The 23920-nt window shown below is 70.6% G+C and carries 17 protein-coding genes and 1 pseudogene; 11 read left to right on the top strand and 7 right to left on the bottom strand.

Features of this window, described 5'->3' with window-relative positions:
* Positions 1–763: 763 nt before the first annotated feature.
* A pseudogene (locus HNV26_RS09365) lies at positions 764–1084 on the top strand (tyrosine-type recombinase/integrase); the annotation flags it as partial.
* A 26-nt stretch (positions 1085–1110) separates the two neighbouring features.
* Here HNV26_RS09365 and HNV26_RS09360 read toward each other — a convergent pair.
* Positions 1111–1857 carry an SIMPL domain-containing protein gene (locus tag HNV26_RS09360; RefSeq protein WP_171442817.1) on the bottom strand — a complete coding sequence of 249 codons (747 nt, stop codon included), beginning with the start codon at positions 1855–1857 and terminating at the stop codon, positions 1111–1113.
* Positions 1858–2026: 169 nt separating this feature from the next.
* Entirely contained in the window at positions 2027–2662 is a 636-nt protein-coding gene (locus HNV26_RS09355) for a hemerythrin domain-containing protein (RefSeq protein ID WP_171442818.1), read from the bottom strand.
* A 279-nt stretch (positions 2663–2941) separates the two neighbouring features.
* Between HNV26_RS09355 and HNV26_RS09350 the strand changes: the two genes are divergently transcribed.
* Complete coding sequence (locus HNV26_RS09350) at positions 2942–3913, top strand: PDR/VanB family oxidoreductase (protein WP_171442820.1); 972 nt, start codon at positions 2942–2944, stop codon at positions 3911–3913.
* Positions 3914–3930: 17 nt separating this feature from the next.
* On the opposite strand, the gene HNV26_RS09345 is transcribed toward HNV26_RS09350, so the two are convergent.
* A complete protein-coding gene (locus HNV26_RS09345) occupies positions 3931–8028 on the bottom strand; it encodes a two-component regulator propeller domain-containing protein (protein WP_216611973.1) in 4098 nt (1365 codons plus the stop codon).
* A 410-nt stretch (positions 8029–8438) separates the two neighbouring features.
* Here HNV26_RS09345 and HNV26_RS09340 point away from each other — a divergent pair, with 410 nt between their 5' ends.
* The gene (locus HNV26_RS09340) at positions 8439–9110 is read left to right on the top strand and encodes a hypothetical protein (RefSeq protein ID WP_253816377.1); all 672 of its coding nucleotides are present in this window, start codon (positions 8439–8441) and stop codon (positions 9108–9110) included.
* 31 nt (positions 9111–9141) lie between these two features.
* Here HNV26_RS09340 and HNV26_RS09335 read toward each other — a convergent pair whose 3' ends face one another.
* The gene (locus tag HNV26_RS09335) at positions 9142–11469 is read right to left on the bottom strand and encodes a serine/threonine-protein kinase (protein WP_171444071.1); all 2328 of its coding nucleotides are present in this window, start codon (positions 11467–11469) and stop codon (positions 9142–9144) included.
* A 349-nt stretch (positions 11470–11818) separates the two neighbouring features.
* Here HNV26_RS09335 and HNV26_RS09330 point away from each other — a divergent pair, with 349 nt between their 5' ends.
* On the top strand, positions 11819–13552 hold the full coding sequence (locus HNV26_RS09330) for a S8 family serine peptidase (protein WP_253816376.1): 1734 nt from the start codon (positions 11819–11821) through the stop codon (positions 13550–13552).
* A 110-nt stretch (positions 13553–13662) separates the two neighbouring features.
* Positions 13663–14340 (top strand): outer membrane beta-barrel protein, encoded by a 678-nt coding sequence (locus tag HNV26_RS09325; RefSeq protein WP_216611971.1) that lies wholly within the window; start codon positions 13663–13665, stop codon positions 14338–14340.
* A 63-nt stretch (positions 14341–14403) separates the two neighbouring features.
* Here HNV26_RS09325 and HNV26_RS09320 read toward each other — a convergent pair whose 3' ends face one another.
* Complete coding sequence (locus HNV26_RS09320; RefSeq protein ID WP_171444074.1) at positions 14404–14862, bottom strand: DUF2267 domain-containing protein; 459 nt, start codon at positions 14860–14862, stop codon at positions 14404–14406.
* A gap of 423 nt (positions 14863–15285) precedes the next feature.
* Here HNV26_RS09320 and HNV26_RS09315 point away from each other — a divergent pair, with 423 nt between their 5' ends.
* From HNV26_RS09315 to HNV26_RS09290, 6 genes are all read left to right on the top strand, one after another.
* Entirely contained in the window at positions 15286–15696 is a 411-nt protein-coding gene (locus HNV26_RS09315) for a hypothetical protein (RefSeq protein WP_171444075.1), read from the top strand.
* Positions 15697–15869: 173 nt separating this feature from the next.
* Positions 15870–17033: a cytochrome-c peroxidase gene (locus HNV26_RS09310; protein WP_171444076.1), complete on the top strand. Its 1164-nt coding sequence runs from the start codon at positions 15870–15872 to the stop codon at positions 17031–17033.
* Between the two features lie 70 nt (positions 17034–17103).
* On the top strand, positions 17104–17634 hold the full coding sequence (locus HNV26_RS09305) for an RNA polymerase sigma factor (protein WP_171444077.1): 531 nt from the start codon (positions 17104–17106) through the stop codon (positions 17632–17634).
* Positions 17631–18422 carry a hypothetical protein gene (locus HNV26_RS09300; protein ID WP_171444078.1) on the top strand — a complete coding sequence of 264 codons (792 nt, stop codon included), beginning with the start codon at positions 17631–17633 and terminating at the stop codon, positions 18420–18422. The genes HNV26_RS09305 and HNV26_RS09300 overlap by 4 nt, the downstream gene beginning before the upstream one ends.
* On the top strand, positions 18419–19951 hold the full coding sequence (locus HNV26_RS09295) for a caspase family protein (RefSeq protein WP_171444079.1): 1533 nt from the start codon (positions 18419–18421) through the stop codon (positions 19949–19951). The genes HNV26_RS09300 and HNV26_RS09295 overlap by 4 nt, the downstream gene beginning before the upstream one ends.
* A gap of 65 nt (positions 19952–20016) precedes the next feature.
* Entirely contained in the window at positions 20017–21819 is a 1803-nt protein-coding gene (locus tag HNV26_RS09290; RefSeq protein WP_253816375.1) for an Ig-like domain-containing domain, read from the top strand.
* Positions 21820–21876: 57 nt separating this feature from the next.
* Here the strand turns inward: HNV26_RS09290 and HNV26_RS09285 are convergent, their stop codons facing one another.
* Together HNV26_RS09285 and HNV26_RS09280 are read right to left on the bottom strand one after the other, a co-directional pair.
* A complete protein-coding gene (locus tag HNV26_RS09285; protein ID WP_171444080.1) occupies positions 21877–23283 on the bottom strand; it encodes a M24 family metallopeptidase in 1407 nt (468 codons plus the stop codon).
* Positions 23284–23404: 121 nt separating this feature from the next.
* Positions 23405–23779, bottom strand: a complete 375-nt coding sequence (locus HNV26_RS09280; RefSeq protein ID WP_171444081.1) for a hypothetical protein — start codon at positions 23777–23779, stop codon at positions 23405–23407.
* Between the last annotated feature and the right edge of the window lie 141 nt (positions 23780–23920).

The following is a 23920-nucleotide window of genomic DNA, read 5'->3' as shown; positions in this document are numbered from 1 at the left end:
CGGCCAACCCGAGCCCCAGCAGCCACGCGCACGACTTCCGTCCCCACCTGCTCCTCATGACTTCCCCCTCCCGGCAAGGCGTGATGCCCTTCACGGCGGACCGGAAGCTTGGGCGAGCCCCAAGACGCTGCATCTGCTCCCGGGTTGGGGGGCAATGACAAACGCAGGCAGGAGGGATGGACCGCACAGGCCTGCCTGCTTCAGCGGGGTCCGCGGCGTGAGCTGGGCTTGCCCCGATTCCGTCCCCTCGAAATGGGATGGAAAGGGTGTCCGATGTCGGCAAGTGACGCGAATCAGAAGAGGGCGTAGGTCCAGGGCGGCGTTCGCGGTGCCCTGCCTGGCAACGAGGCGTGGAGGAGTTCACGCCCCGACCCGCCTCGGACCTGCTCCGAGGGCCGCACCTCGGCCGGGTCTTCACGTGCGGCGCGGCCCCCTCCAACCCGGGGGGCGCCGGAGCCTGCATGCGAGCGGCATCGGGAGATGGACGCGAGACATGCTCGGGCTGCTTTCAAGGCCAGCGACTTCGCACCAAGAAGGACGCCAGCAGGACGTGCGACGTCGACGTGTTCTCCTGCGCGAGGCGTGGAGGCAGGTCGCGAGTGCTGGCGTACGTGAAGGAGGCGGGAGGGGTGCGCGCGAGTCTGGAGCACCTGGGCCTGTCCACGACATCTTCGGGTCCGCCGCGCATGAGTCTCAGGTCCATCAACAACACGCGCAGCGTGCTCCACCAGGTGCTCGCGCTGGCGCAGGAGCGATGCGGCGCCCACTCGAGCGTTGCTTGCGGCGCGCAACCATCCACCGCGAGCAAGGCCACATTAGCTGGCACGACCTGCGTCACACCTATGGCAGCCACCTCGCCATGCGCGGCGCCCCCTTGACGGTCATCCAGGAGTTGATGGGCCACGCCACCATCGACATGACGATGCGGTACGCCCACCTCTCCCCAGAGACACGCGAGAACGCCGTGCAGCAACTCGACCAGCCCAGCCCTTTCCAACAGGCCGCTTCGGGTCACGCCACCGAAGGGGCACACTGGGGGCCCACGCCTGCACCACGGCAATGGAGCACCCCAGCACGCCTTTGATGTTGCTGGGCCGCTGACGACCGCGACTACTCGATGGCGAAGATGAGCGTCACCTTCGCCTGCACCGTCTGCTCTTCGGGCTGGATGGGCGTCGCCATCGCGCGGGCATCCGCGGCCTCGGCCATCGCGAAGCGCGCCGGGTAGAGCTGCGGCGGCTCCGTCACCGTGCTCGCGTCAAGCACCGCGCCCAGCTTCACGTTCAGCGACGCGGCCAGCACCTCCGCCGACTTGCGCGCCCGCGCCACCGCCTGCCGCAGGGCCTCGCCCTGCACCGCCTCCTGGCGGCTCAGCCCGAAGCGCACCGAGTCCACCCGGTTCGCGCCCGCCGCCAGGGCCTGGTCCAGCAGGTTCCCCACCCGCGACAGGTCCTTCACGTGGATGCTCACCAGGTTGCTCACCCGGTAGCCCTTGAGCTTCGGCTCCGTCTGGTTCGGCAGCGGCGGCGCGTACTCCGGGTACACCGAGTAGTTCCGCGTCTGGATGTCCCGCCGCGCGATGCCCGCGGACGTCAGCGCCGCAATCACCTTCTCCATCCGCTTCGCGTTCTGCTCGCCCGCCGCCTTCGCGTTCGGCGCCAACGTCTCCACCGCCAAATCGATGAAGGCCTCGTCGGGCTGCGCCTTCACCTCACCGGTGCCTTCCACGCGAATCGTCCGCATGCCCGCCGGGGCCTGCGCACGCGGCGCGGAGACGGGCTGTGGCTGCGCGAAGGCCGTCAGGCCAGTGAGCAACATCGCTGTCAGCAACAGGGGTCGAACAGGTCGAGCGAACATGGTGCCTCCTCAGGAATGGGCCGCTGCGGGTCGTACTGCAACGTCCTTACCCCTTGGAACGGCCGTCAACGCGTGACATTCATATTCCTCGTGCCCATACCCGGGGCGCTCCTTCTCCCTCCTGGAAGAAAGAGCGCCGGACGGCCCGGAATCCTGTCCCGGCGGAATGTCACGGACTGGCGGCTTCGGCGCCGGTCATCTCCCGCACCACCTGTCCGGGGCTCCGGCTCGCCACCGAGCGCACCTTCGTGGTGGCCTTGCGCCGCGCGGCCCTCAGCGCGTCCCGGCCCATGTCCATCACCGCCGACACCGCGCCCACGACCAGGTTGCCGGGCGGCGTGTCCGGCGCCATCGGGTGCGGCCGCGTGGGCGCGGTCTTCCGCGACATCTCCAGCACGTCGCCCATCGTCCGAAGTTCCTGAGGACGGAAGACCTTCTTCAGCGCCGGGAAGAGCGCGCTCTCCTCCTGCAGGATGTGCGCGCGCACGTTCTCCATCAACACCTGCACCTTCGCGTCGAAACGCTCCGCTTCCGGAGACATTCCGTCCAGCTCCGCCAGCAACCACTTCACCACGTGGTGCTCCTCCAGCGAGCGCAGCACGTCCGGCCCCAACGCCTCCGAGCGTGAACGAACCGCGGGGTAGAACACCTGCTCCTCGATGACGGCGTGCACGGACAGCTCGGTGACCATCTGGTCCACCAGCCGACGCTTCAACTTGTGCGCATTGGGGCCCGCCTTCTCGAACTTCCGGAACAGCTGCTCCACCGTCTTGTGGTCCGCCTTCAGCAGCGCGATGGCATCCATGGTCTCACCTCCCTGAGCGTTCGTTGGCCGCTGGCTTCCTGGCGCAGCGCGGCATGTCGTGGATGGTGTGGATGACGCCGCGTGGATGCGCGGGCGGCGCACAGACGGCCTGGCCGCACGGCCGCTCAACGGGCAACCCGCCACGCCGCTGAGGATGCGACGGGCGCCGAGACTCCCGGGCAATCACCCGTGGGCGTTTCGCGGGCCAATGTCCGTGCCACCGTACCTCGGGAGGATGGGGTGCGCCGCTGGTGGGACTGGGGAAGGGAGAGCACCGTGATGAATGACATCCTGCGCGTCCGGGTCGCGCGCGTGACTCGCGAGGCCGAGGACATCCTGTCGTACGAGCTGGTCGCGACGGAGGGAGGCACCCTGCCCCCCTTCGAGGCCGGCGCCCACCTGGAGGTCCGCGTCCCGGGTCCGGGCGACTTCCTGCGCGCGTATTCACTCTGCAACGACCCGGAGGAGACCCACCGCTACGTCATCGCCGTGGCCCGCGACGCCAAGGGCCGCGGGGGCTCGAACGCCATGCACGAACGGGTACACGAGGGGGACGTGCTGGAGGTGAAACCGCCTCGCAACAACTTCCCCCTGCTGTTCGCGCGAAGCTACGTGCTGGTGGCGGGAGGCATCGGCATCACCCCCATGCTGTCCATGGCGCGCGTGCTCCAGCGCACCGGCGCGGACTACACGCTGCACTACTGCGCGCGCGCGCCCGGCCGCGCCGCCTTCCACGAGCTGCTCTCCCAGGCGCCCTTCGCCGAACGCGTGCGCTTCTCCTTCGACGGAGGGGACCCGGTCCGGGGCCTGGACGTGAAGGGACTGCTGGCCACGCGGCTGCCAGGGGCCCGGCTGTACTGTTGCGGTCCCACGGGGCTGATGAAAGCCGTGCGCGACGCGGCCACCCTGCACCGCTGGCCTTGGGAGAAGGTGCACTTCGAGTCCTTCACCGCCGAAGGCACCAGCGCCGCCACGGGCCGGGAGGAGCGGAGTTTCGAGGTGACCATCCGTAGCACGGGCCAGGTGCTGCAGGTGCCCGTGGGCCAGTCGGTGCTCAACGTGCTGCGCCGCAACGGGGTGCGCATCCCCAGTGACTGCGAGGCCGGGACGTGCGGCACCTGCGTCACGCGGGTCTGCGATGGCCAGCCCGACCACCGCGACACCTTCTTCCAGACGGAGCCCGCGGGTGACCAGCGCATGCTCGTCTGCGTGTCACGCGCGCGCTCCAAGCGGCTGGTGCTGGACCTCTGACACGGCCGGGCCGGGAGCTATGCCGCCCGGCCCGACGCCTCCCGGCGAGCACGCGCCACTTCCGACCGGACGAGCTGACGCAAGGCTTCCGGGTCGAAGGGCTTCTCCACGCGCGGATTGCCCACACGCTCCAGGAACGTCCGCGCGGTGGCCGTGAAGGCGCCGCCGGTGATGAACACGATGCGCTCCGCCGCTCGCGAGTCCACCTGCGCGAGCGCGTCGTACAGGTCCATCCCGGTCATCTCCGGCATCATCAGGTCGCAGAGCACCACGTCGTAACGGGCCTCTGTCCCGGTCAGTTTCTCCAGGGCTCGCCGCGCGCTCACCAACACGTCCACGTCGTTCTCTCGCGCGAGGGTGCGGCGGATGGCGCCACTCACCAGGGCATCGTCGTCCACCACCAGCACGCGGCCTCGCGTCGCCGCCTCGGTAACGGAGGACCGTCCATCTTCGCCCATGCCGCCTGGAGGTGCCTCCTCCGCGCTCGCGTGGGCGGACGACGGTTCCCCCAGGTGCGAGCCCACGGTGCCCGCATCCGATGACCGCGACATGCCGGATGTGACACTGGCGTCCTGCGCGGCCGTCCGCCCTCCACGCTCCTGGCTCGCCGCCCGGGCGTCGGAATCCGCTGCCCGGCCGTCCGTGGACTTCGCCTGTGGAGGAGCGATGCCCCCTCCAGCGTCTTGCGCCCGCTCCGGAGCAGCGGCACGCGGCGTCGAGTCCAGTTCGGCACGCGGGGCTGACTCGCCACGCGGGCGCAGCGTGGTGGCGTCGCTCGCCGCCTCGCCGTGCTCGGCAGACACGTCAGGCGCCGTTGCGATGTGTCCCGCAGATGCTGGAGTCACAGACACCGCGGCCCCCGGCACGCCTCGCTCCGACGTCGCGGGAGGCGCCACCGAGGCGCCGTCCCCGCCAACCCGCTGCGCCTCCGCCGCCCTCAGCGTCACGCGGAACACCGAGCCCCGCCCGGCCTCGCTGTCCACGACGATGGTGCCGCCCATGGCCGTCAGGTAGGCGTGGCACAGCGACAACCCCAGCCCCGTGCCCACGCCCACCGGCTTCGTCGTGTAGAAGGGGTCGAAGATGCGGCCGAGCAGCTCCGGCGAAATCCCGCTGCCCGTGTCGCGCACCTCCGTCACCACCCGCCCATCCGGGCCCCTGCGCGTGACGAGCCGCACCTCGTTCGACTCCGCCTGTCCCTCCGGCAGCGCCTGCGCCGCGTTGATGAGCAGGTTGAGGAACACCTGTGCCAGGCGCGCCTCGTTGCCCTCCACGCACGGCACGTCGCCGTAGTCGCGCACCAGCTTCGCGCGCGGGCGCAGCTCGCCCATGGCGATCTTCACCGCCGAGTCGAGCACCGCGTGCAGCTCCACCGGCCCCTGCTTCTCGTCATCCGGCCGGGAGAACATCTTCAAGTCCTGGACGATGCGCCGCACGCGGTCCGCGCCCAGCAGCGCGTCACGCAGCGCCTGGTTCACATCCTTCAAGCGAGCGCCCACGTCGCGCGTCCCGTCCAACTCCCGCGCGAGCGCGTCCGCCTCCTCGCTGGCGTGCTCCAGGTTCGACACGATGTACGCCAGCGGGTTGTTGATTTCGTGCCCCACGCCCGCCGCGAGCTGTCCCACCGCCGCCAGCCGCCCCGTCTGCACGAGCTGCGCCTGCGCCTGCCGGAGCGTGCGCATGTTCGCCTCCAGCTCCGCGTTGGCCCGCGCCAGCGCCTGCGTGCGGTCCTTCACGCGCTCCGCCAGCCACCGCTCGCGGTCCTTCAACTGCCCCACGCGCAGCAGGTACACGCTGACGCCCAGAATCCCCACGCCCAGCACGCACAGCAGCCAGAAGCCCGTGCGCTGCCACAGCTTCGGCTCCAACACGACGTCCAGGGACACCGGCTCGGTCCACCCGCCGCCCCGGCCCTTCGCCTGGACCTCGAAGCGGTAGCTGCCTGGCCGCAGGCCGTTGTACAGGGCCCGCCGCGACTCCGCGTGCACCCAGGTGTCGTCATGGCCCGCCAGCCGGTAGCGGAAGGGCAGCCGCGCCGCGTCCACCGGCGTGAAGGCCGTGAAGCGAATCTCCAGCCGCGAGGCCCCGGGCTCCAGCTCCACCGGCCCCTCCATCGGCACCGGCGTGCCCTGGACACGCACCTCTTCAATCCGCACCTCGGGCGGCTGCCGGCTCTCGCGCACCCGCACCGGGTCCACCACGATGGCGCCGCGCAGGTTGGTGAACCACAGCCGCCCGTCCTCCCCCCGCCACGCCGACGGCTGCGTGTTGCCGTTGCACTCCGCGCTGCGCATGCCGTCGCGCGTGTCGAAGTCCATCGTCGTCAACCGCGGACGCACACCAGCCGCCACGTCCTCCAGGTCGCGCCGGGACACGCGGGACACGCCCTTGTTGCTGCTCATCCACAGCGAGCCGTCCCCGTCCGGCACCAGGCTGAACACCGCGTCGTCGTACAGGCCCTGCGCGACGGTGAAGCGCGCCCAGGTGTCCTCGCGCCACCGGCCCAGCCCCGTCTCCGTGCCCACCCACACCGTACCGTCAGGGTCCGCGTGCAGCGCCAGCACCAGGTCGCCCGGCAACCCGTCCTGCTGCGTGAAGCGCTGGAAGCCCTTCTGCTCGCCGTCCCAGCGCACCAGCCCCGTGTCCGAGCCGAACCACACCCGGCCGCGCGAGTCCTCCACCATGACGATGATGGGGTTGGTGAAGCCCTGCTTCGGGCCATACACCGTCACGCCGCCGCCATGCATCCGCGCCAGGCCCGCCTGCGTGCCCAGCCACGTGTCCCCCCGCGAGTCGACCAGGATGGCCGTCACCACGTCGTGCGGCAGCCCCTGCGCGCGCGACACCCGGGTGAAGCGCTGGCCGTCATACCGGTATGCACCGGTGAGGGTGCCCACCCACAGCGTCCCGTCATGCGCCTCGTGCATCGCGGGGATGACGCTCTCCGGCAGGCCCTGCTCGGTGCCCACGTGGTGGAACGTGTGGTTCTCGTACCGGAACAGGCCGCTGGTGGTCCCCACCCACAGCGTGCCGCGGCGGTCCTCCAGCACGGCGCTGACCGTCTCGTCGGCCAGCCCCTCGGGGATGCCATATGTGGCGAAGGGACCGTCACGCAGGCGCATCAGGCCCGAATAGGTGCCCACCCAGAGGTGGCCGTCCCGGTCCTCCAGCAGCGACAGCACCGCGGACTCCGCCATCCACTCCATGCCGGGCACCGGCTCGCTGAAGCCCTTCGTGTTGTGCCGCGTCAGGCCGCCGCGATGCGTGCCCACCCAGAGGTTGCCGTCACCGTCGGCGTACAGCGCGTTGACGGACAGGGACGGCAGGCCATCGTCGGTCGTGAAGCGCTGAGCCACCACGCCATTCCACGAATAGAGGCCCGCTTTCGTCCCCAGCCAGAGCACGCCCGTCGCATCGCGACGCAGCGCCATGACATAGGGCCGGGGCTCCGGCCCGGGGAAGGGGAACGGCGCCGGCTCCACGCGCCCATCCACCCACCGGGCCAGCCCCTCCGGCGTGCCCACCCAGAGCGACGTGCCCTCGCCGGGCGTCAGCGCCGTGATGTGAGAGGCAGGCAGGCCATCCGCCACCGTGTACTGCCGCGCCACGCCCTCGCCCAGCAGCACCTGCCAGAGGCCCGTCGTCGTCCCCACCCAGAGCACGCCATCCACCGCCACCAGCGTCTCCACCCGCGCGGAATCCAGCGGCGCGGTGGCGCCCGGCGCGCGCTCGAAGTGGCCCTTGCGGTACGCCACCAGCCCCTGGCCCGTGCCCACCCACAGCGTGCCCGACGCATCCTCCGCGAGCGCCTTGATGGTGTGGTTGCGCAGCTCCGGCGCGTTGCGCTTGTCGAACACGGTGAAGCGCGCGCCGTCGAAGCGGGCCAGCCCCTCCCACGTGCCCAGCCAGAGGTAGCCGTCGCGCGTCTGCACCATGGACAGCAGGCTGTTCTGCGGCAGCCCGTCGTCGCTGCGCCACATGTCCTGGCTGTACTGCGAGACACGACGCTGGGGGTCCAGGGCCATGCCCGGCGTTGCCAGGACGAGCCCCACGAAGAAGAACCACCCGATGAACCCCCGCCCGAGAGCGCGGGCTCGCTGCCCCGGAGTGCGCATGTCGCCCGCAGTGTCCAGCAGAAACGGCCCAGAGGCCACACGCCGCCAAATTCACCGAAGATGGAACGTTCAGTGAACGGTCTTGGCGGCAGCGGCGAGGGACCGGCCTCCTCCCCCTGTACAGCCCCACCGACTTCCCCCCGCCGCTGCCGCCGCGCCGCCACCACCTGTGGAGCCGGGAACCGCACCCCCGACTCCGTCATGGCCTTGGCCATTGCGCGCCCGGCGAGGAGGCCCCGGTGGTGGCGGAGGCCTCCGACGCGTCGCGCAGGGGTGAAGATGCGAGCCGCGCCCCCACCGCGCCACTGCGGGAATGCGACACCCCGGGTGTCCTCCGGTCGAACCCAGTGGAGCCATGAGGCGCACGTCCTCCCGTCCGGTCTATGCTCCGCGCGCCGAAAAGAGGGTGGATGAGCAACGGGTCGTTGTTTGAGACGGACCAGGTGACCACGCAGGCGCGGTACCAGTGGCACCTGTGGGTGGCGGATGTGCTGGACCTGGGGACGTCCGTCCTCGTGGGCTGGGGTGCGTTACGGGCGCTGGAGCAGGACCGCACCCCGCTATCGATGCCCCTGGCCATGGCCCTGGCGTGGCTCACCGCGTCCGCCGTGGGCGGGTTGACGGGCCGGACCTTCTGGAGGCAGGTGGCCGGGGTGAAGCTGGTGCACGCGGAGCACACGCCGGGGTTGCTCCGCGGCCTGGCCCGCGCCTTCACCACGCCGCTGGACCTGCTGCTGAACGGGGTGCTGTTGCGCCGTCCCCTGGACGCGCTGCTCGGGCTCCACGCGGAGCCCGTTGCTCCCGGCGCGGGCCCTCGCCTCAAGGGCGTGGCGCTCCAACTGCCCTGGCTGGCGGTGCTGGCGGGCGCGGTGTGGCTGCTCGTCACCCCCACCAAGGCGGAGATGCTCCAGTACCTGGGCCGCACGCTGACAGGCTGGCACTGCTGCCACGGCACGCGCGAGGTGACGTGGCAGTGCCGCACGTCCCTGGACCGCGCGGTGCGCAACGCCCGGAGTGGGGACGCGGAGGTGAAGGCGCTCGTCGCCGACTGCCCCGTCGCCGGCGCGCGGCTGGGGCCGTGAGCCTTCCGCGTCCGTCACGGCGCGGAGCGCCTCAGCGCGCCTTCACCCGCAGCTCGCCTTCCTTGCAGATGACGCCCAGGTAGCCGGAACCCACGTCGAAGTTCGGATTGTGGCGGAAACGGCTGGCCGTCTTCCGCTCCCCGGCCTTCACGACGCCCAGCCACGCCGCTTTGCGGATGTCCTTCACCACGTAGCAGTCCGTCCAGTCGATGGACTCGTGGTTCTGGACCTCCACCCCCGGGTCCAACAAGCCGCCCACCCCGCCCTGCACGCTCGCGTGGCCGCGCAGCGTGCGCTTCGCGGGGGCCGCGGCCACGACGGCCTCCACCTCGCCCTTGTCGGGCTCGGCGGCCTGCGCCGGGGCCTCCTCGGTCGCCGACGCGCCGGCGGGGGCGTCATCCCGTCCAGGCGCCGCCACGAAGAGGTCCCCCGAAGCCGCCAGGGCACGGTCATCCAGTTCGATGAACGCCCGCGTGGGCCGCATCACGACGCCCCGCCCTGGCCGCACCACCCGGGCCCGCCCCAGCACCTCGCGCTTGCCGTTCTTCAACGGCCCCAGCACGTCCATCTCCACCCCCGGGAGGAAGCCCCGCCCGATGATGCTCCGGTCGACAAAGTAGCGCCCGTTCGCGCTCTGAATCGGGAGCACCTTCGCCGGCGTGGCATAGACGACGGCGGGCTCGACGGGGACCGCCGGCTTCTTCGCGGACGTCTTCACCGACGCGGGGCGTGGCGTCCGAGCCCGCTCGGGCTCCACCTTGTCGTTCTCGGCGCGCACCGGGGACGGCGCGGACGCCACCTCCGCGGCACCCGGCCCGCCCGCGGCCACCACCTCCGCACCGGCGTCAGCGCCCGTGCCCTCGTCGGACAAGGGCGCGGCTTCCGCGGTCGCCCCCTGCCGCGCGGCGACGGGCGTCTCCCCTCCCTCATCCGGAGCCGGGGACGGCGCGACCTGCCCCGAAGCACCAGCCACGGGCCCGGTGGCCACCGGCGCCACGCCCGACGACTGGACGAAGAGCGCGGTGACGGCGGAGGTGGCAATCACCAGCAACACGGCGATGGCGGCATAGAGCCCCACCGGCCGCTTCCGGGACGCCCGCTCCTCCAGCGTCGCCGCGGACAAGACGGTGGGCGCGACGCCGGAGGGCGAGTCGGAGGGCTCGCCACCCGAAGCCACCCCGACGCCGGAGGGCGGCCGCACCGTCGTGCTCCCGGTGCCCAGGTCATCGCCGTCCGCATGGAGGGCGCCGGGACGGGCCACGCCTCCCGAGCCGAACCCGGGCTGCCCCGCCGGGCCCCGCATCAGCGTGGGCTCGAAGCCCGCGGCTGGCTGCGGCCCGGTGCCATAGCCCGGCGCGGGGGTGCGGCGGTGGTTGGAGGACGAAGACACCTTGGAGATGAGCTTGCGCTGGGCGTCGAACGCCTCCGGGCACAGCGCGCGCACGAAGTGCCCCACCTCCTCGGCGCCCATCGCGGTCCCCGAGCGCACCAACTCCGTGTTGAGCGCGCGCGCCAGCTCGTCCGAACGCATGTAGCGGTCGTCCGGGCGGGCCGTCAGCGCGCGGCGCACGACGGCGTCCAGCGCGGCGTCCACGTCCGGCCGCAGCTCGCTCAGCGACGGCACCACCGGCTGCGACATGGCCGCCATCATCTCGCCCACCGTCCCGTGGGGAATGAGCGAGCGGCCGGCCAGCATCTCCCACACCACGACGCCACACGAATAGATGTCGCTGCGGTGGTCCAGGGGCTCGGCGCGCACCTGCTCGGGGGACATGTACCCCAGCTTCCCCATCACCGTGGACGGCAGCGTGTACTTGCTGCGCGCCGCGGACTTGGCGAGGCCGAAGTCGATGACCTTCACCTCACCTTCATAGGACACCATGACGTTGTGCGGGGACACGTCGCGGTGGACGATGCCCAGCGGCGAGCCGTCCGGCCCCGTCTTGCGGTGCGCGTAGCCCAGGCCCTCCGCGATGCGCTGACCGAGGAACAACGCCACCGGCACCGGCACCGCCACGCCCTGCGAGCGCGCCTGCTCCAACAGGTAGGCCAGGTCCACGCCAGCCACGTACTCCAACGCCATGAAGTACGTGCCGTCCGCCTCACCCATGTCGTAGACCTGGGCAATGGACGAGTGCACCAGGTGCACCAGCACCTTGGCCTCGTGGTGGAACCGGTCCAGGAACTGACGGTCCTTCAGCAGCGTCGGCAGAATCGTCTTCACGATGCACGGCTTCTCGAAGCCGGCCGCGCCGCTGATTTTCGCCAGGTACACCTCCCCCATGCCCCCCTGGCCCAGGGGGTGGACGAGCTCATAGCGCCCGAGGAAGCGAGAGGACTCTGTAGGGACGGTACTCATGGCGTCTGGCGGCAGCGAAGCACCCGAAAGCGGACGGAATCAAGCAGCGGGCAACTTCCTTCCCTCTGACACCGCCAGGGCCTTGGACGGAAACTCGCCCTCCGACAGTGCGCCCGCCGCGCACCCGTCGGGCGGGGTGGGTGTTCAGGAGCGAGGCGAATGCCGGGTGCGTGCGTGAAGGCAACCCTGATGTGGGGTCCCCATCCGGCGCTCAACACATGCGGTGTGAACCGCCGCACCTCAGGCAGGGGGGCGCCCCCCAGTCCGTTGCCACGCTTTCGCGAAATGCGCTCCCTGGGGAATGCGCGCCCGGTGTCTCCGCCGGGTGCCGTTCGAGAAGGAGCGGCTCATGAAGCGGTGGGGACTCATGGGGCTGTTGGCACTCGCGGCATGTGGGCCGGACGACGCCTCGGACAAGGGAGCCCAGAGCCAGGTCTGCCCGAACATCATCGCGGGCTCCCTGTCCGAACCCGTGGAGACACGGCACGTCCAGGCCCCCCTGACGGATGACGACGGCCGGCAGCGGGTCATCATCCGTTATCGGAATCAGGGGGTGATGGCCACCGCCCGCGTGCATCAAGTGGGTGGACAGGTGACAGCCACCTTCCGCTCCACGCCGGCGGTGGCGGCGCGCATGTCGCTCCAGGAGCAGCGCGCGCTCCTGGCCGAAGACCCGACGGTGGAGAGCATCGAGCAGGACCAGGAGTGGCGCGCCCTGGCCCCCGCCACCGCGCCGATTCATCCCGTCCTGGCCTCGGTGGCGCGGGGCACCACGCCGCGCGAGTTCACCCCCGGGCTGCGCAAGGTCCAGGCGCACGAGGTGTGGGACGTGGATGGGGACGGACTGCCGGACCCGGACCGGCCCACGGGCGCGGGCGTGCGGCTGTGTGTCATCGACAGCGGCTTGGATTTGGAGCACCCGGAGCTGCGCGACGCGGTGGTCGCCGGCCGCGACCTGCTGGAGGACGATGACGCCCCCTCCGACTTCAGCAGCGGCCACGGCTGGGGCACCGGCCACGGCACGCACGTGGCGGGCATCATCGCGGCGCGGCCAGGCCACGGCGGGCGCGGCTCGCCCCAGCTTTCGGACACCGGGGTGATGGGCGTGGCACCGGGCGTGGAGCTGATCATCGCCCGGGTGCTGGACATCCACGGCCGCACGCACATGAGCTTCGTCCTGGCGGCGGTGGAGTACTGCGCGGAGCAGGGCGCCAAGGTCATCTCCCTGTCGCTGGGCGGCGGCGTGCCCTCCAAGACGACGTTCGAGGTCTTCGCCGCGGCCCACGCCCAGGGCATCCTGGTGGTGGCCGCGTCGGGTAACAGCAACGCCCAGCGGGTGGACTACCCCGCGTCGGACCCGCACGTGCTGGCGGTGGGCGCGGTGGACGCCCTGGACCAGCGGGCCACCTTCTCCTCCGGCGGAAGCCAGCTGGCGCTGGTGGCCCCGGGCGTGGACGTGCTGTCCACCTTCCCGCGCGGACAGGGCGCGTTCTCCACGGTGGACGTGCGGGACACCCGGCCGCTGTCGCGCTCACTGCTGCATGCCCCCATCGAGAACAAGTGGGGCAAGCTGGTGGACTGCGGGGGCGGCGCGACGCTGGACTCGTGCAAGGGCAGCACGTGCAGCGGCTTCGTCGCGTACGTGCGGCACGGCGAGGTGCCCACCGACATGGCCATGGTCAACGTGATGAAGCAGGGCGCGCGCGCCGTCATCTTCGGCAACTCGAGCTGGGAGGGGGGCGTGGACATCCTCGCCATGCCTCGGCGAGGGCAGTGGGTGCCCGCCGTCACCATCTCCCAGGCGGGTGGCACCGTGCTGCACCGGATGCTGGGAGAGCTGGCCCGCATCAGCATGAGCCCGGCGGACTACGCCTATATGTCCGGCACCTCCATGGCCGCGCCCTACGTGAGCGGCGTGGCCGCGCTGCTCTTCAGCGCCCGTCCCTCCGCCACGCCGGACCAGGTCAAACACGCCCTGTTGTCCTCGGCGAAGGACCTGGGGCCTTCCGGCCATGACGAGGACTTTGGCCATGGGCTGGTGCAGGCCCGCGGCGCGCTGGAGGTCCTCACCCAGCTGCCCTGAGGGGTGGGAAGGACGGCCGCACCAGGTGCCCCACGGCCCGCGTGGGCCTGATTGCCAGGCCCTCCCGCGCGGACCACGTTGCCTTTCGGACGCAAACCAAGGAGTCCGTCATGAAGGCACTCGTACGTGGCGCGCTGTGCGCGGCGGCGCTCTGGGGCGGCGCCGCGCTGGCCCAGGCGGAGGACCGCCCCATCGCGGAGCCGCGCATGCGGTCCGCGGAGTCGGTGGAGTTCAACGACCGCGGGCGGAAGCGGGCCGACACCGGCATCTATGCCCAGCTGGGCGGCGGCCTGGAGGGCTACACCGGTCAGCTCGCCCCGGAGGTCACGCCGGGCTTCTCCTATGGCGCCGCGCTGGGCTACCGGCCGCACGCATTCTTCGCCGTCGAGCTGGGCTACAGCGGCGGCCTGAGCGACATCGACAGCCGCATGGGGCTGCTCGACGACGGCGAGGGCGGACCGGACATCGTCCGCAACGCCGGACAGGCCGTCGTCGTGGGCAGCTTCACCGACACCCGGCTCCAGCCCTACGTCCTGACGGGCATCGGCCTGGACCGCTACAATGTCCGCAACGACGCCCGGGGCGCCGTCCGCGGCTTCTCCGATGACACCAGCGGCTACGTGCCCGCCGGCGCGGGCCTGCGCTACCAGATGGGCAACCTCATCACCGCCGACGCCCGGGTGAACTACAACTTCCTGTTCGACCAGGACTTCGCCCCGGGCGGCCGGGCTCCCGGCGCGCTGGACGGCCGCTACTCGGCGATGCTCTCGCTGGGCGGAACCTACTGACGGCGGCGGCGGAAGCGACCGGGGGCCTTCTCACCCCCGGTGCCCCGCCCCCCCTGTACGGCCTCAGTAGGGCCGGTCGACATGCATCCGCGCGGCGGCCCACGTCCCCTGGAGCCAGGCGGGGAGCTGCTGCTCCAGCTTCTTCGCCTCCCCTTCGGTGATTTGGGCATGGAGCGCGGAGAACACGCCGTGGAGCACCAACCGAACGTTCTCCGGTTCCGCGTTCAGGTGGTTGGCCACCATCAAATAGAAGTCGTCGCGGTCCAGCTTCGCGGGCGCCTCGCCGCGGTGCCTGTGACAGCCGCGCATCAGCTCGCGCACGTCCGGCGAGAGCTGCTCGCGCAGGTGCGCCACCCACGAACCGGACAGGCGCTCCGACAACGCACAGAACACCGCCTCGGCGGCCTTGTCCGCCTCATAATCCGGAATCTGGGAGGATATTGCGTCCAGAAACGATTTGCGGTCCGTCCCCACGCCCAGTCCCGTCCACGAAGGCGTGCGCTCCTGCTTTTGTATCGACATGGTGTCGTCTCCTCTCCCTGCCCCTTCACCGTGGGGGTGCGCGGGAGCGCTGACAGCAGACCGCGCGGCGGAGGCAGGGCCGCCCGTCACGTGGGATGAGCCTCCGCGCCAAGAGCAGACATGCCCGGATTCGGGACTTGCGTGTCCGTCTTTGGGACCGAGGTGACAGCCAAACGCGTCAAGCGTTTGTGTTTGATTCGACCGATGATTCCATCTGATGGAGCGCTACGGGGCGTGCTCCGCCGGAGACACATGGCGTTCAAAACCGCCCTGAACTCCTGGGGAACTGTTCAAATCCCGGCCCCGCGAAGAATGCGAGGGGTGGCTGGAATGAATTCCCATCGCAATTGTCTTGAGCGCGCATCGTAGACCGCTTGCACGGCGACCTTGCCGCCATCTCAACCATCGAGAATTGAGGAATTCATGTATCGCATTGCCGTAGCCGCCCTGGTCCTTGCCGCGTCCGGTTGCGCCACCACGGGCGGTGGTGGTGGCCGTGAAGGCAACGCCACCATCGCCGGCGTCATCCGCCTGCCGGAGAGCGGGCTGCGTGCCGATGAAGCCTGCGGGCAGCTCCAGGTCATCGTGGCCTCGCCGGACGCGCCCACCAACGGGCTCGGCCGGACGATGCTGAAGCCGAGCCGCGGCAACCGCTGCTCCTTCACGGTGTCGGGGGTGCCCAGCAACACCGACCTCCAGGTCGGGCTCGCGGCGGGCGGCGGGCTGAAGTGCGAGACGGGCGCCACGCCGACCATCACCCCGGAGCCCTCCACGGTGAAGGTGGGCGACTACGGCACCGCCACGCGCGACTTCACCCTGAGCTGCGGCGCCTGAGGTTCTGAAGCACGCCCGTGACGCCGCCCGCCCCGCCCTCCCCATGGGGCAGGCGTAGCGGCGTCACGCCATCAGCACGAACTCGTCCGACGGGCAAGAGGCCCTTGTGGATTGATTCGCGTCGAAGGGGACGCGAAGCTTCCCGGGTCCTTCGCAGAAAGACGAGTTGGGTGATGAATTCGTACCGCTTGCGCGCCGTGACGCTCGCCCTGGCCCTGGGCGGGTCGGGCATGGCGTGTGAATCCGAAGAGCCGTTCCCCAACCTCGACGAGTTGGACCAGCTCCGCAGCCTCCACAGCCTGGGGCGGCAGCCGCCGAAGGACAGCACCAACCGGATGGACGGGCTCGCGCGCGCCGAGGCGCTGGGCGACGTGCTGTTCCACGACAGCGGCCTGTCACGCTGCGGCACGGTGTCCTGCGCGAGCTGCCATGGCGGCGAGGGCCTGACGGTGCCCACCGCCAAGGCGAAGGGCTGCGACGGGCACCTGACCGAGCGCAACCCGCCCACCCTGCTGAACGTGGCCTACAACCGCTGGTTCATGTGGGACGGACGGGCGGACCGGCTCTGGAACCAGGCCATCCTGCCGCTGCTCAACCCGGTGGAGATGAACACGGACGCGCAGGTGGTGCGCGCCCGGCTCACCGCGGTGGAGTCGTACACCACGGAGTACCAGGCCCTCTTCGGCAAGGCGCCCGCGGACGAAACGGATTCGGCGCTGCTGGCCAACGTGGGCAAGGTGATGGCGGCCTACCAACGGACGCTCGTGCGCATCGACGCCCCCTTCGACACGGACGTGCGGCGCTTCATCACGGCGGCCGAGGCCGGCCAGGCGGAGGCGGACCCGGCGTACCTGGGACTGAAGACGTTCCTGCGCAAGGGCCAGTGCATCGTCTGCCACAAGGGGCCGGCGCTCACCGACGACCTGTTCCACAACATCGGCGTGCAGGACAGCAGCCCGGGCGCGGGCGGGCAGTGGAGCGCGCTGACGCCGCTGCTGGACTGGGAGTTCAACGCCGCCAGCCGCTACAGCGACGCGCCCACCGGCACCATCGCGGCGCGGCTCCAGACGCTGCGCACCCAGGCGGACCCGGCGACGCTGGAAGGCGCGTTCCGCACGCCGTCGCTGCGCAACGTGGCCCTGACAGCGCCGTACATGCACACCGGCGAGCAGGCCACGTTGGGGGAGGTCATCGACTTCTACAACGCGGGCGGCGACGCGGCCGGCGGCTTCGTGGGTCAGAAGACGGTGACCATGGTGCCGCTGGAGCTGACGAACGGGGAGAAGCGCGCGCTGGTGACGCTGCTCCAGTCCATGACGGGGACGCCGCCCCCCTGATGCAGGCGAGGCGGCCCTTGGGGCCCCGGCACCTTTTCGCACGGGAAATGTCCCAGTTGTCCCGCCCCCCGTGTCCAAGGTGGCGAAGATGCCGCCAGGGTTGAGCGCCAGGGAGCTCCAGGACCTGTACGACCGGTATGCCCCTGGCATGTACCGGAGGGCCTTCGCCTTGCTTCAACGCGAGGCAGACGCCTGGGACGCGGTGCAGGAGTCCTGCATCCGCGTCCTCCAGTCCGCCGCCGACTTCCGGCGGGAGGCCCGGCCGATGACGTTCGTCTACCGGGTGACGACCAACGTCTGCCTCAACATGCTCCGCGCCCGGGCCCTGCGGGACGTCGCTCCGGAGGACGCCGGACACGAGGGCGCCGTCGACGCGCTCGCCGCCACCGAGTGCCGCGACTTCCTGATGAAGCTGGCGCGCGAGCTGGACGAGCGCGCCCTCACGGTGGCGACGCTGCACTACCTGGACGGGATGTCCCAGGAGGAGATTGCCCAGGTCCTGGGGCTCTCCCGGAAGACCATTGTCCGCGACGTCCAGCGCATCAGCGCCCTGGCCCGCGCGCTGGGTGAGCCCGAGGGGATTCGAAGAGGTGCCGGATGAGTGAACACCTGTCGGACCTCGTCTTGGACGAGGTGGTCGCGGGCGGAATGAGTCCGCCACACCTGGAGTCCTGCGCCGCCTGCCGTGAGCGGCTGGCGCTGCTGGAATCGCACGCCGAGAAGGTCCGTGCCGGGCCCCACTTCACCCGCGTCCGGGCTCGCGTCCTGTCAGAGCGGGCCGCCCCGCCACGGAAGCCCCGCGCCCCCTGGCGCATTCGGTGGTTGCTCGTCCCCGCCCTGGCCACGTTGGCCACCGTGGTGGTGGTCCGCGGAGCACGGGCGGTGGACCCGGTGACCTCGCCCGAGGGCCCCTCCCCCGAGGCCCCCTTCGTCCGTCCGGAGACGCTGGAGCCGCTCCTGGGCATGCGGATCAAGGGGCCTCCCCAGGTGGAGCTGCTCCGGCTGAAGGACGGCGAAATCAATCCCCTGCTCCAGGAAGGAGACGAGGTGGCGCTCCGGCTGAGGAGTGGGGGGCACCGCTACGCGCTGGTCGTCGCCATGGACAACGGAAAACAGGTGGAGGCACTGTGGCCCCCCGAAGGACGTCAGAGCGGCGAGCTGGCCGCCGCGCAGCCCGCCCCTCTGTTCCAGGTCACCCAAGGAGACTTCGTGGTGCACGCGCTGTACTCGGAGACGCCGCTGCGGCTCGACACCGTCCGGGATTGGTTGGGCACGCTGAAGCCGGAGTGCCGCGCCGCGCCGATGTCGGCCGCGTGTCTGTCGCTCGCCGGCGTCCCACCGGGCGTGGCGCACGCGGCCGTGGCGCTCCAGGTCGAGGCCCGTCCATGACGCTCGCCCTGCTCCTGGCGGCGGTGGTGGCGGCGCAGCCAACGGCAGCGGTCGCGGACGGCGGCCCGCGCCGGTTCGCCCTGGCGGTGGGCAACAACCGGGGCTCCAGCGCGGACGCGGTGCTGCGTTACGCGGAGCGTGACGCGCGCACCCTGATGGACGTGCTGTACGAGGTGGGCGGCGTGCGGCGCGAGGATGCCGTGCTCGTCCTGGGAAATGACGCGGACACGGTGCGACAGGCGGTGTCCCGCTTCGAGCGCCACCTCCAGGCGCAGGCTCGGAAGGGAGATCAGCTCTTCGTCTACGTCTCCAGCCATGCGGACGCGGGCGAGCTGCACCTGTCCGGCACGAACCTGCCCCTGCATGAGCTGGTGCGGTTCATCGAGCGCGCGCCGGTGAGCGTCGCGCTGCTGGTGGTGGACTCGTGCCAATCCGGCGAGGCGGTGCGGCTCAAGGGGCTGAAGCCCATCCCCGGCGTCCTGGTCAGCGTGGAGCGGCCGGAGCTGGCGGGACGGGTCATCATCACCGCCTCCGCCGCGGATGAGGCCGCGCAGGAGTCGGACGCGCTCGGGGGCTCCGTCTTCACGCACCACCTGGTCGCCGCGCTGCGCGGGGCGGCGGACGTGTCCGGGGATGGCCGCGTCACGCTCGCGGAGGCCTACACCTATTCCTACGCGCGGACGGTGGAGTCCTCGCTGATGTCCCGCGCGGGCGCGCAGCACCCCAGCTTCCACTTCGACCTCCAGGGGAAGGGGGACCTCGTCCTCTCCTCTCCCGCACAGGCCACGTCATTGCTGACGCTCGCCATCGACGAGCCCGGGGACTGGACCGTCTTCACACTGGCGGGAGAACCCTTCCTGGGCAACCTGCGCAAGGGCGCGGGCACAGCCACGCTCGCCCTTCCCGCGGGTGGCTACATCGTCACCACTCGCGGCGAGCACACCGCGATGACGGCGCGCGTGCAGGTGCCCGACGCCGGGCGCGCGCAGCTCACGCGGGCCCAGCTCCGCCCCCAGCGGCTGGAGGTCAACTCGCTCAAGGGCGAGCAGGCGTCAGCGTTGCGGATACACGTGGGGCCCAGCGTCGGCAGGCCGCTCGTTCCGTCCTTCGGAGCGATGATGGGTGGCACCGCCGCGCTCCAGTACACGTGGGCGGCGGCCTGGGCGAACGTCATGACCGCAGGCATGGACGTGCGACATGGACGGCATCCTTCCGGGAACCTCCGGCAGAACGACCACACGCTGCGGCTGGGCGTGGGCCATGACGCGCGCGTCTGGCGGAGCCTGCGGCTCCACGGCGCGGTGGAGGTGGGCGCCACCCTGTCCCAGCAATGGCAGCCCAGCAATGGAGAGAAAGCGCTCGCCCTGCAACCCACCGTGGGCGCGGCGGGAGGCGCATGGCTGCCCGTGCACGGGCCCTTTGGCGTGTCGCTGCTCTTGAACGCGGGACATACCTGGGTCCGTGAGGAGGCGGGCACCGCGTCCGCGCTGTCGCTCGGGGGCAGTCTGGGAATCAGCTTCGCGCGCTGAGTCCCAACTTCGCGGGTTCGCGTGTCCAAGGCACGACACGCGAAACTCCACCCGAGAGGCTCCTCATGACTCCCCGCCGCACTCGCGCCCGCTGGGCGCTCCCGTTGCTCTACATGGCACTGGGAACCACCGCCTGTGACACCCTGAAGTCAGAGCCTGTCCAGCCGCCTCCCGTTGGCGAAGAGGAGCCACCTCCCGAGCTGCGCGTCACCGTGCGGACCGAAGGACCCGAGTACTGCCGGGAAGGACAGTGGACGCTCTCCGTCTCCGTGGAAGGCGGCACGCCGGAGCGCGTGGAGCTCCTCACGAACGCGCAGGAGCCCATGACGCTGGAGTCGCCCTACCAACACGTCATCGACTGCGCCACGCATGCCGAGGGCCGTTTCTCGTTCGTGGCACGAGCCGTGGGCGAGGAACAGAACTTCGAGGCGGAGAGCGCCTCCGTGGTGGTGGACCGCACGCCCCCCACCATCGTCTCCCGGCGCCCAAGCCTCAGCCACCCGGCTACGACGTCGCCGCTGGCGTTCGTCTTCTCCGAGCCACTGCTGCCGGGCTCACTCCAGTCCGTGCCCACCCAACTGCGCGACCCGGACGGGTTCTCCGTCGCCCATCAAGCGGTCCTCAGTGAGGACGGAACGGTCCTCGAGCTGGTGCCGACATCGCCGGTCCGCCCTCCCACCACGCTCCATGCGGTGTTGCTCCAGCGAACGCTGACCGACCGGGCCGGCAACCTGCTCGACCCGCGCCTGACGGCCTTCTCCCTCACCCACAACGCCACCTACTGGCCTTTCGCCCGCGCCACGGAGCCCCTGGACCCGACGGACTCCTCCGTCGTCCCCATGTCGCTCGTGCTGGGAAGCGGCGTTAGCGGAACAATGCCCGTCGTCGGCTACACCGATAGCGCATCGGAGACGGCGGAGCCGGCCGTCGCGCAGTGGGATGGTCATGCATGGCAGCAGCTCCCTCCACTCCGGGCGGAAGATGCACGCTCCCGGCGCGCCCTGGACCTCCAGATTGCCGCGACGAGAGAGACCCTCGTCGCCACCTGGCGCGAAGAGGTTGAAGAAACCGGTTTCGACCAGATTCACGTGGTGAGCTACGACGGAACAGCCTGGCGACGCCTGGGGACGCCCTACGACACACAATCTGAGTACACCCAGGTCAAGCTGGCATTGAACTGGAAGGGACGTCCCGTCATCGCGTTGGAACAGATGCCTGAGCTGAACGAAACCGAAGTGCGCGTCATCGAGTGGAACGGCACGGAGTGGATTGCCCTGGGAGAGCCGCTCAGTGCCAACCCCGCGCCTCGCACCCCTTCGTGGCGGGCAGCCATCGCCGCCTACAACGTAGTCTTCGTGAGTTGGCTGGAGACGTCCGCTGATACCGGCTCCCTCCACCTTCACGTCAGCATGTTCGAGAACGGAAGATGGGTTCCCGTGGGCTCGTCCATCCCCATCCCGGCGGACACATCCGTGGATCGAATCGAGCTTGCGTTTCAGCCCAACAACCGCGCCGCCCTCGCATGGAGCGAGTTCAACCCCACGACCCATGTCAGCACCATCCGATTCTCATCCGCGGCGCTGCACTCCTGGTCATCCAACTGGTCCACGCCCGAATCAATCGAAGTCCTGAGCCAGACCAGCACGCATGCATCGCTCAGGCTCGTCGTGGACCGCGACAACGAGCCTTGGTTGGCCTGGACTGAATATCCGCTTCCCCAGGACAACAAGACCTATTACCGCAGGCGCCGCGCCGGAGCCTGGGAGCCCAAGCAACTCATTTCCGGGGAGACGTTGTCGACGTTCCTGCTCGACGCAAACGCGTTCCCCTGGGTCTTGTCGGGCTTCACCGTCGCGCGGCCACAGTAGGGCTCGCCGCGAGCGGCCCCGGAGTGAGGCCGCTCGCCCTGCATCCCGGCGCCGTGCTCAGCGCACCAGATGGAAGTCCGTCTGGCGCTTCCAGCCCCAGTGCACGCGGCCCTCGGCGTCGATGGTGATGTCCTCTTCCTGCGCCGAGCGCACCCGCTGGCCGTTCCACTCCGGCACCGCGGACGTGGCCTGCAGCTCGATGGAGTACCACTGGTTCGCAATCACCCGGTGGTCTCCATTGCCGGGCACGCCCTCCTGACGGTCCCACAGGCCCACCATGGGGCCAGCGCCGTGGCCGTGGAGGCCGATGGGATGCGAGTACACGGTGCCGTCGATGCCCTCGGCGCGCATCCGCTCGAGGGAGGCGCGGAGGATTTCGTTGCCCGTGCGGCCGGGACGCAGCTCCTCGAAGACGATGTCCTGCAGCCGGTTGGACGTCTTCAGCGCGGCCTTCAGCCCTGCGGGGACGTCCTGCTCGCCCTCGCGCAGCACGTAGCCCATGTGCTGGGTGTCCGTGTTGAGGCCCAGCGCGGTGACGCCGTAGTCGCAGTGCAGTACGTCTCCGCGCTGGATGATGGGGTCGTCGCCCAGCTCCTGCTCCGTGACGCCCTGCCGCTGGATGTCCACCGAGGGATGGAACCACGTCTCCAGGCCCAGGTCCGCCAGGCGCTGGCGCATCCACCACTCCACGTCACGGGTGGTGGTGACGCCCGGGGTGATGACCTGGTTGGAGAAGGCCGTCTCGATGATGTTCCACGCGAGCTTCGTCTGCTCCTCGTAGAAGCGGGCCTCGTCCGCGCTGCGCCAGGCGATGAAGTCCACCGCCAGCCCGTCCACCGACGTGAAGCGCTTCACCCAGTCCGGCCCGAGCGCCTCCGCCATGCCCTTGTACTCACCATGGCTGAGGCCGTCCGCGAACGCGAAGGTGCGGGACACGTTGAGGGCAATGCGCTTGGGCTGGCGCTCCTCCACCACCTCCTTGAGCACCTGCCACTGCTCAGGCCCCCACAGCTCCGCCTGCCGGCTCACACCGCCGCCGTCCACCTGCCGCTGCGCGCGTCGCGGCGTGTAGAGGCCTCCCTGCGAGCCACCTCCCAGCGCGAGCCGCTCCACGCCCTGCTCCGGACCTCGGTCGAAGAAGACGTAGATGGTCCGGCGGCGCGCGGCGAACGTCGTTGGCGAGACGAGCGCCTTGAAGACAGGGTCCTCGTTGTACTCGCGCATGGGGATGACCCACATGTCCACGCCGTGCTGACGCATGAGCTGGGGCAGGGCCTTCTCCACGCGCTCGGCCAGCCACGCCTGCTGGCGCTTCGCCTGCTCGCGCAGGGTGCCAAAGGGACGCTCGGGTACCGGGGACTTCGCCTCGGCGGTGGTGGCGTCCGGTGCCTGTGCCTTCGGAGAGACGGTGGCGCAGGAAGTGGAGAGCAGCAACGGGGCAAGCAACAGGGTCCGGGTGCGCATGGCCGCGCAGTCTGTCACGCACCGGCACGCGGTGCGCGCGGAGTCCACACGCCGTCAGCGGCTCACGCCCCGAGAGGCCCGCGACTCCGGAACGCAGCGAGCAGCCGTGAAATCGCCGGAGTCAGGGCACGCCCGCACAGGCCGCGCCATCCACGCCGCACACAGCGAGCAGACGGGCTTCGTCGATGGATTGCAGGCAACCGCTCGCGGTGACCGCGTCGAGTTCATCGATGCGCACGCGCATGCACTGCACACAGCCCGCCTTCGCGCCCGTTTCGGTTCGCGACAGGTCCGCCTCCACCGCCGCGTAGGCCGCGATGCGGTCCGCCTCGCACTGCTCGCGTGACACCGCCAGGGTTCCGCACTGTTCCTCATACGCGCACGCGGATGCCGCCACGCGCTCCGACCAGCCAGCGTAGGAGCGCTGCGGAGCCTCCGGGCCACCACACGCCACGAGCCACACGCACACCACCAGCGACGCCTTCCACGGGTTCATACCCGCATCTCACCCGGCGCTAACGGTGGAGTCACCCTCAACGCCTGCCCGCCCGTTCGCCCCCCTGCGAGCTCGAGCCTCGCCGCGCTCACCCACACACAGCGAGGCCCGCGAGACGCGCGTCACTCGACCTGCCTGGCC

The sequence above is a fragment of the Myxococcus xanthus genome, from assembly GCF_013116825.1.
Taxonomy (GTDB): Bacteria; Myxococcota; Myxococcia; order Myxococcales; family Myxococcaceae; genus Myxococcus; species Myxococcus xanthus_B.
Note: the sequence above shows the minus strand (reverse complement) of the source record. Positions and strands in the feature narration are given on the sequence as shown.

Coding starts and splice junctions, on each gene's coding strand:
- HNV26_RS09360 (WP_171442817.1), bottom strand. CDS start 1,857: ATGTTCGCTCGACCTGTTCGACCCCTGTTGCTGACAGCGATGTTGCTC.
- HNV26_RS09335 (WP_171444071.1), bottom strand. CDS start 11,469: ATGAGTACCGTCCCTACAGAGTCCTCTCGCTTCCTCGGGCGCTATGAG.
- HNV26_RS09315 (WP_171444075.1), top strand. CDS start 15,286: ATGTATCGCATTGCCGTAGCCGCCCTGGTCCTTGCCGCGTCCGGTTGC.
- HNV26_RS09295 (WP_171444079.1), top strand. CDS start 18,419: ATGACGCTCGCCCTGCTCCTGGCGGCGGTGGTGGCGGCGCAGCCAACG.
- HNV26_RS09285 (WP_171444080.1), bottom strand. CDS start 23,283: ATGCGCACCCGGACCCTGTTGCTTGCCCCGTTGCTGCTCTCCACTTCC.
- HNV26_RS09325 (WP_216611971.1), top strand. CDS start 13,663: ATGAAGGCACTCGTACGTGGCGCGCTGTGCGCGGCGGCGCTCTGGGGC.
- HNV26_RS09350 (WP_171442820.1), top strand. CDS start 2,942: ATGAATGACATCCTGCGCGTCCGGGTCGCGCGCGTGACTCGCGAGGCC.
- HNV26_RS09345 (WP_216611973.1), bottom strand. CDS start 8,028: ATGCGCACTCCGGGGCAGCGAGCCCGCGCTCTCGGGCGGGGGTTCATC.
- HNV26_RS09340 (WP_253816377.1), top strand. CDS start 8,439: ATGAGCAACGGGTCGTTGTTTGAGACGGACCAGGTGACCACGCAGGCG.
- HNV26_RS09330 (WP_253816376.1), top strand. CDS start 11,819: ATGAAGCGGTGGGGACTCATGGGGCTGTTGGCACTCGCGGCATGTGGG.
- HNV26_RS09320 (WP_171444074.1), bottom strand. CDS start 14,862: ATGTCGATACAAAAGCAGGAGCGCACGCCTTCGTGGACGGGACTGGGC.
- HNV26_RS09280 (WP_171444081.1), bottom strand. CDS start 23,779: ATGAACCCGTGGAAGGCGTCGCTGGTGGTGTGCGTGTGGCTCGTGGCG.
- HNV26_RS09310 (WP_171444076.1), top strand. CDS start 15,870: ATGAATTCGTACCGCTTGCGCGCCGTGACGCTCGCCCTGGCCCTGGGC.
- HNV26_RS09355 (WP_171442818.1), bottom strand. CDS start 2,662: ATGGATGCCATCGCGCTGCTGAAGGCGGACCACAAGACGGTGGAGCAG.
- HNV26_RS09290 (WP_253816375.1), top strand. CDS start 20,017: ATGACTCCCCGCCGCACTCGCGCCCGCTGGGCGCTCCCGTTGCTCTAC.
- HNV26_RS09300 (WP_171444078.1), top strand. CDS start 17,631: ATGAGTGAACACCTGTCGGACCTCGTCTTGGACGAGGTGGTCGCGGGC.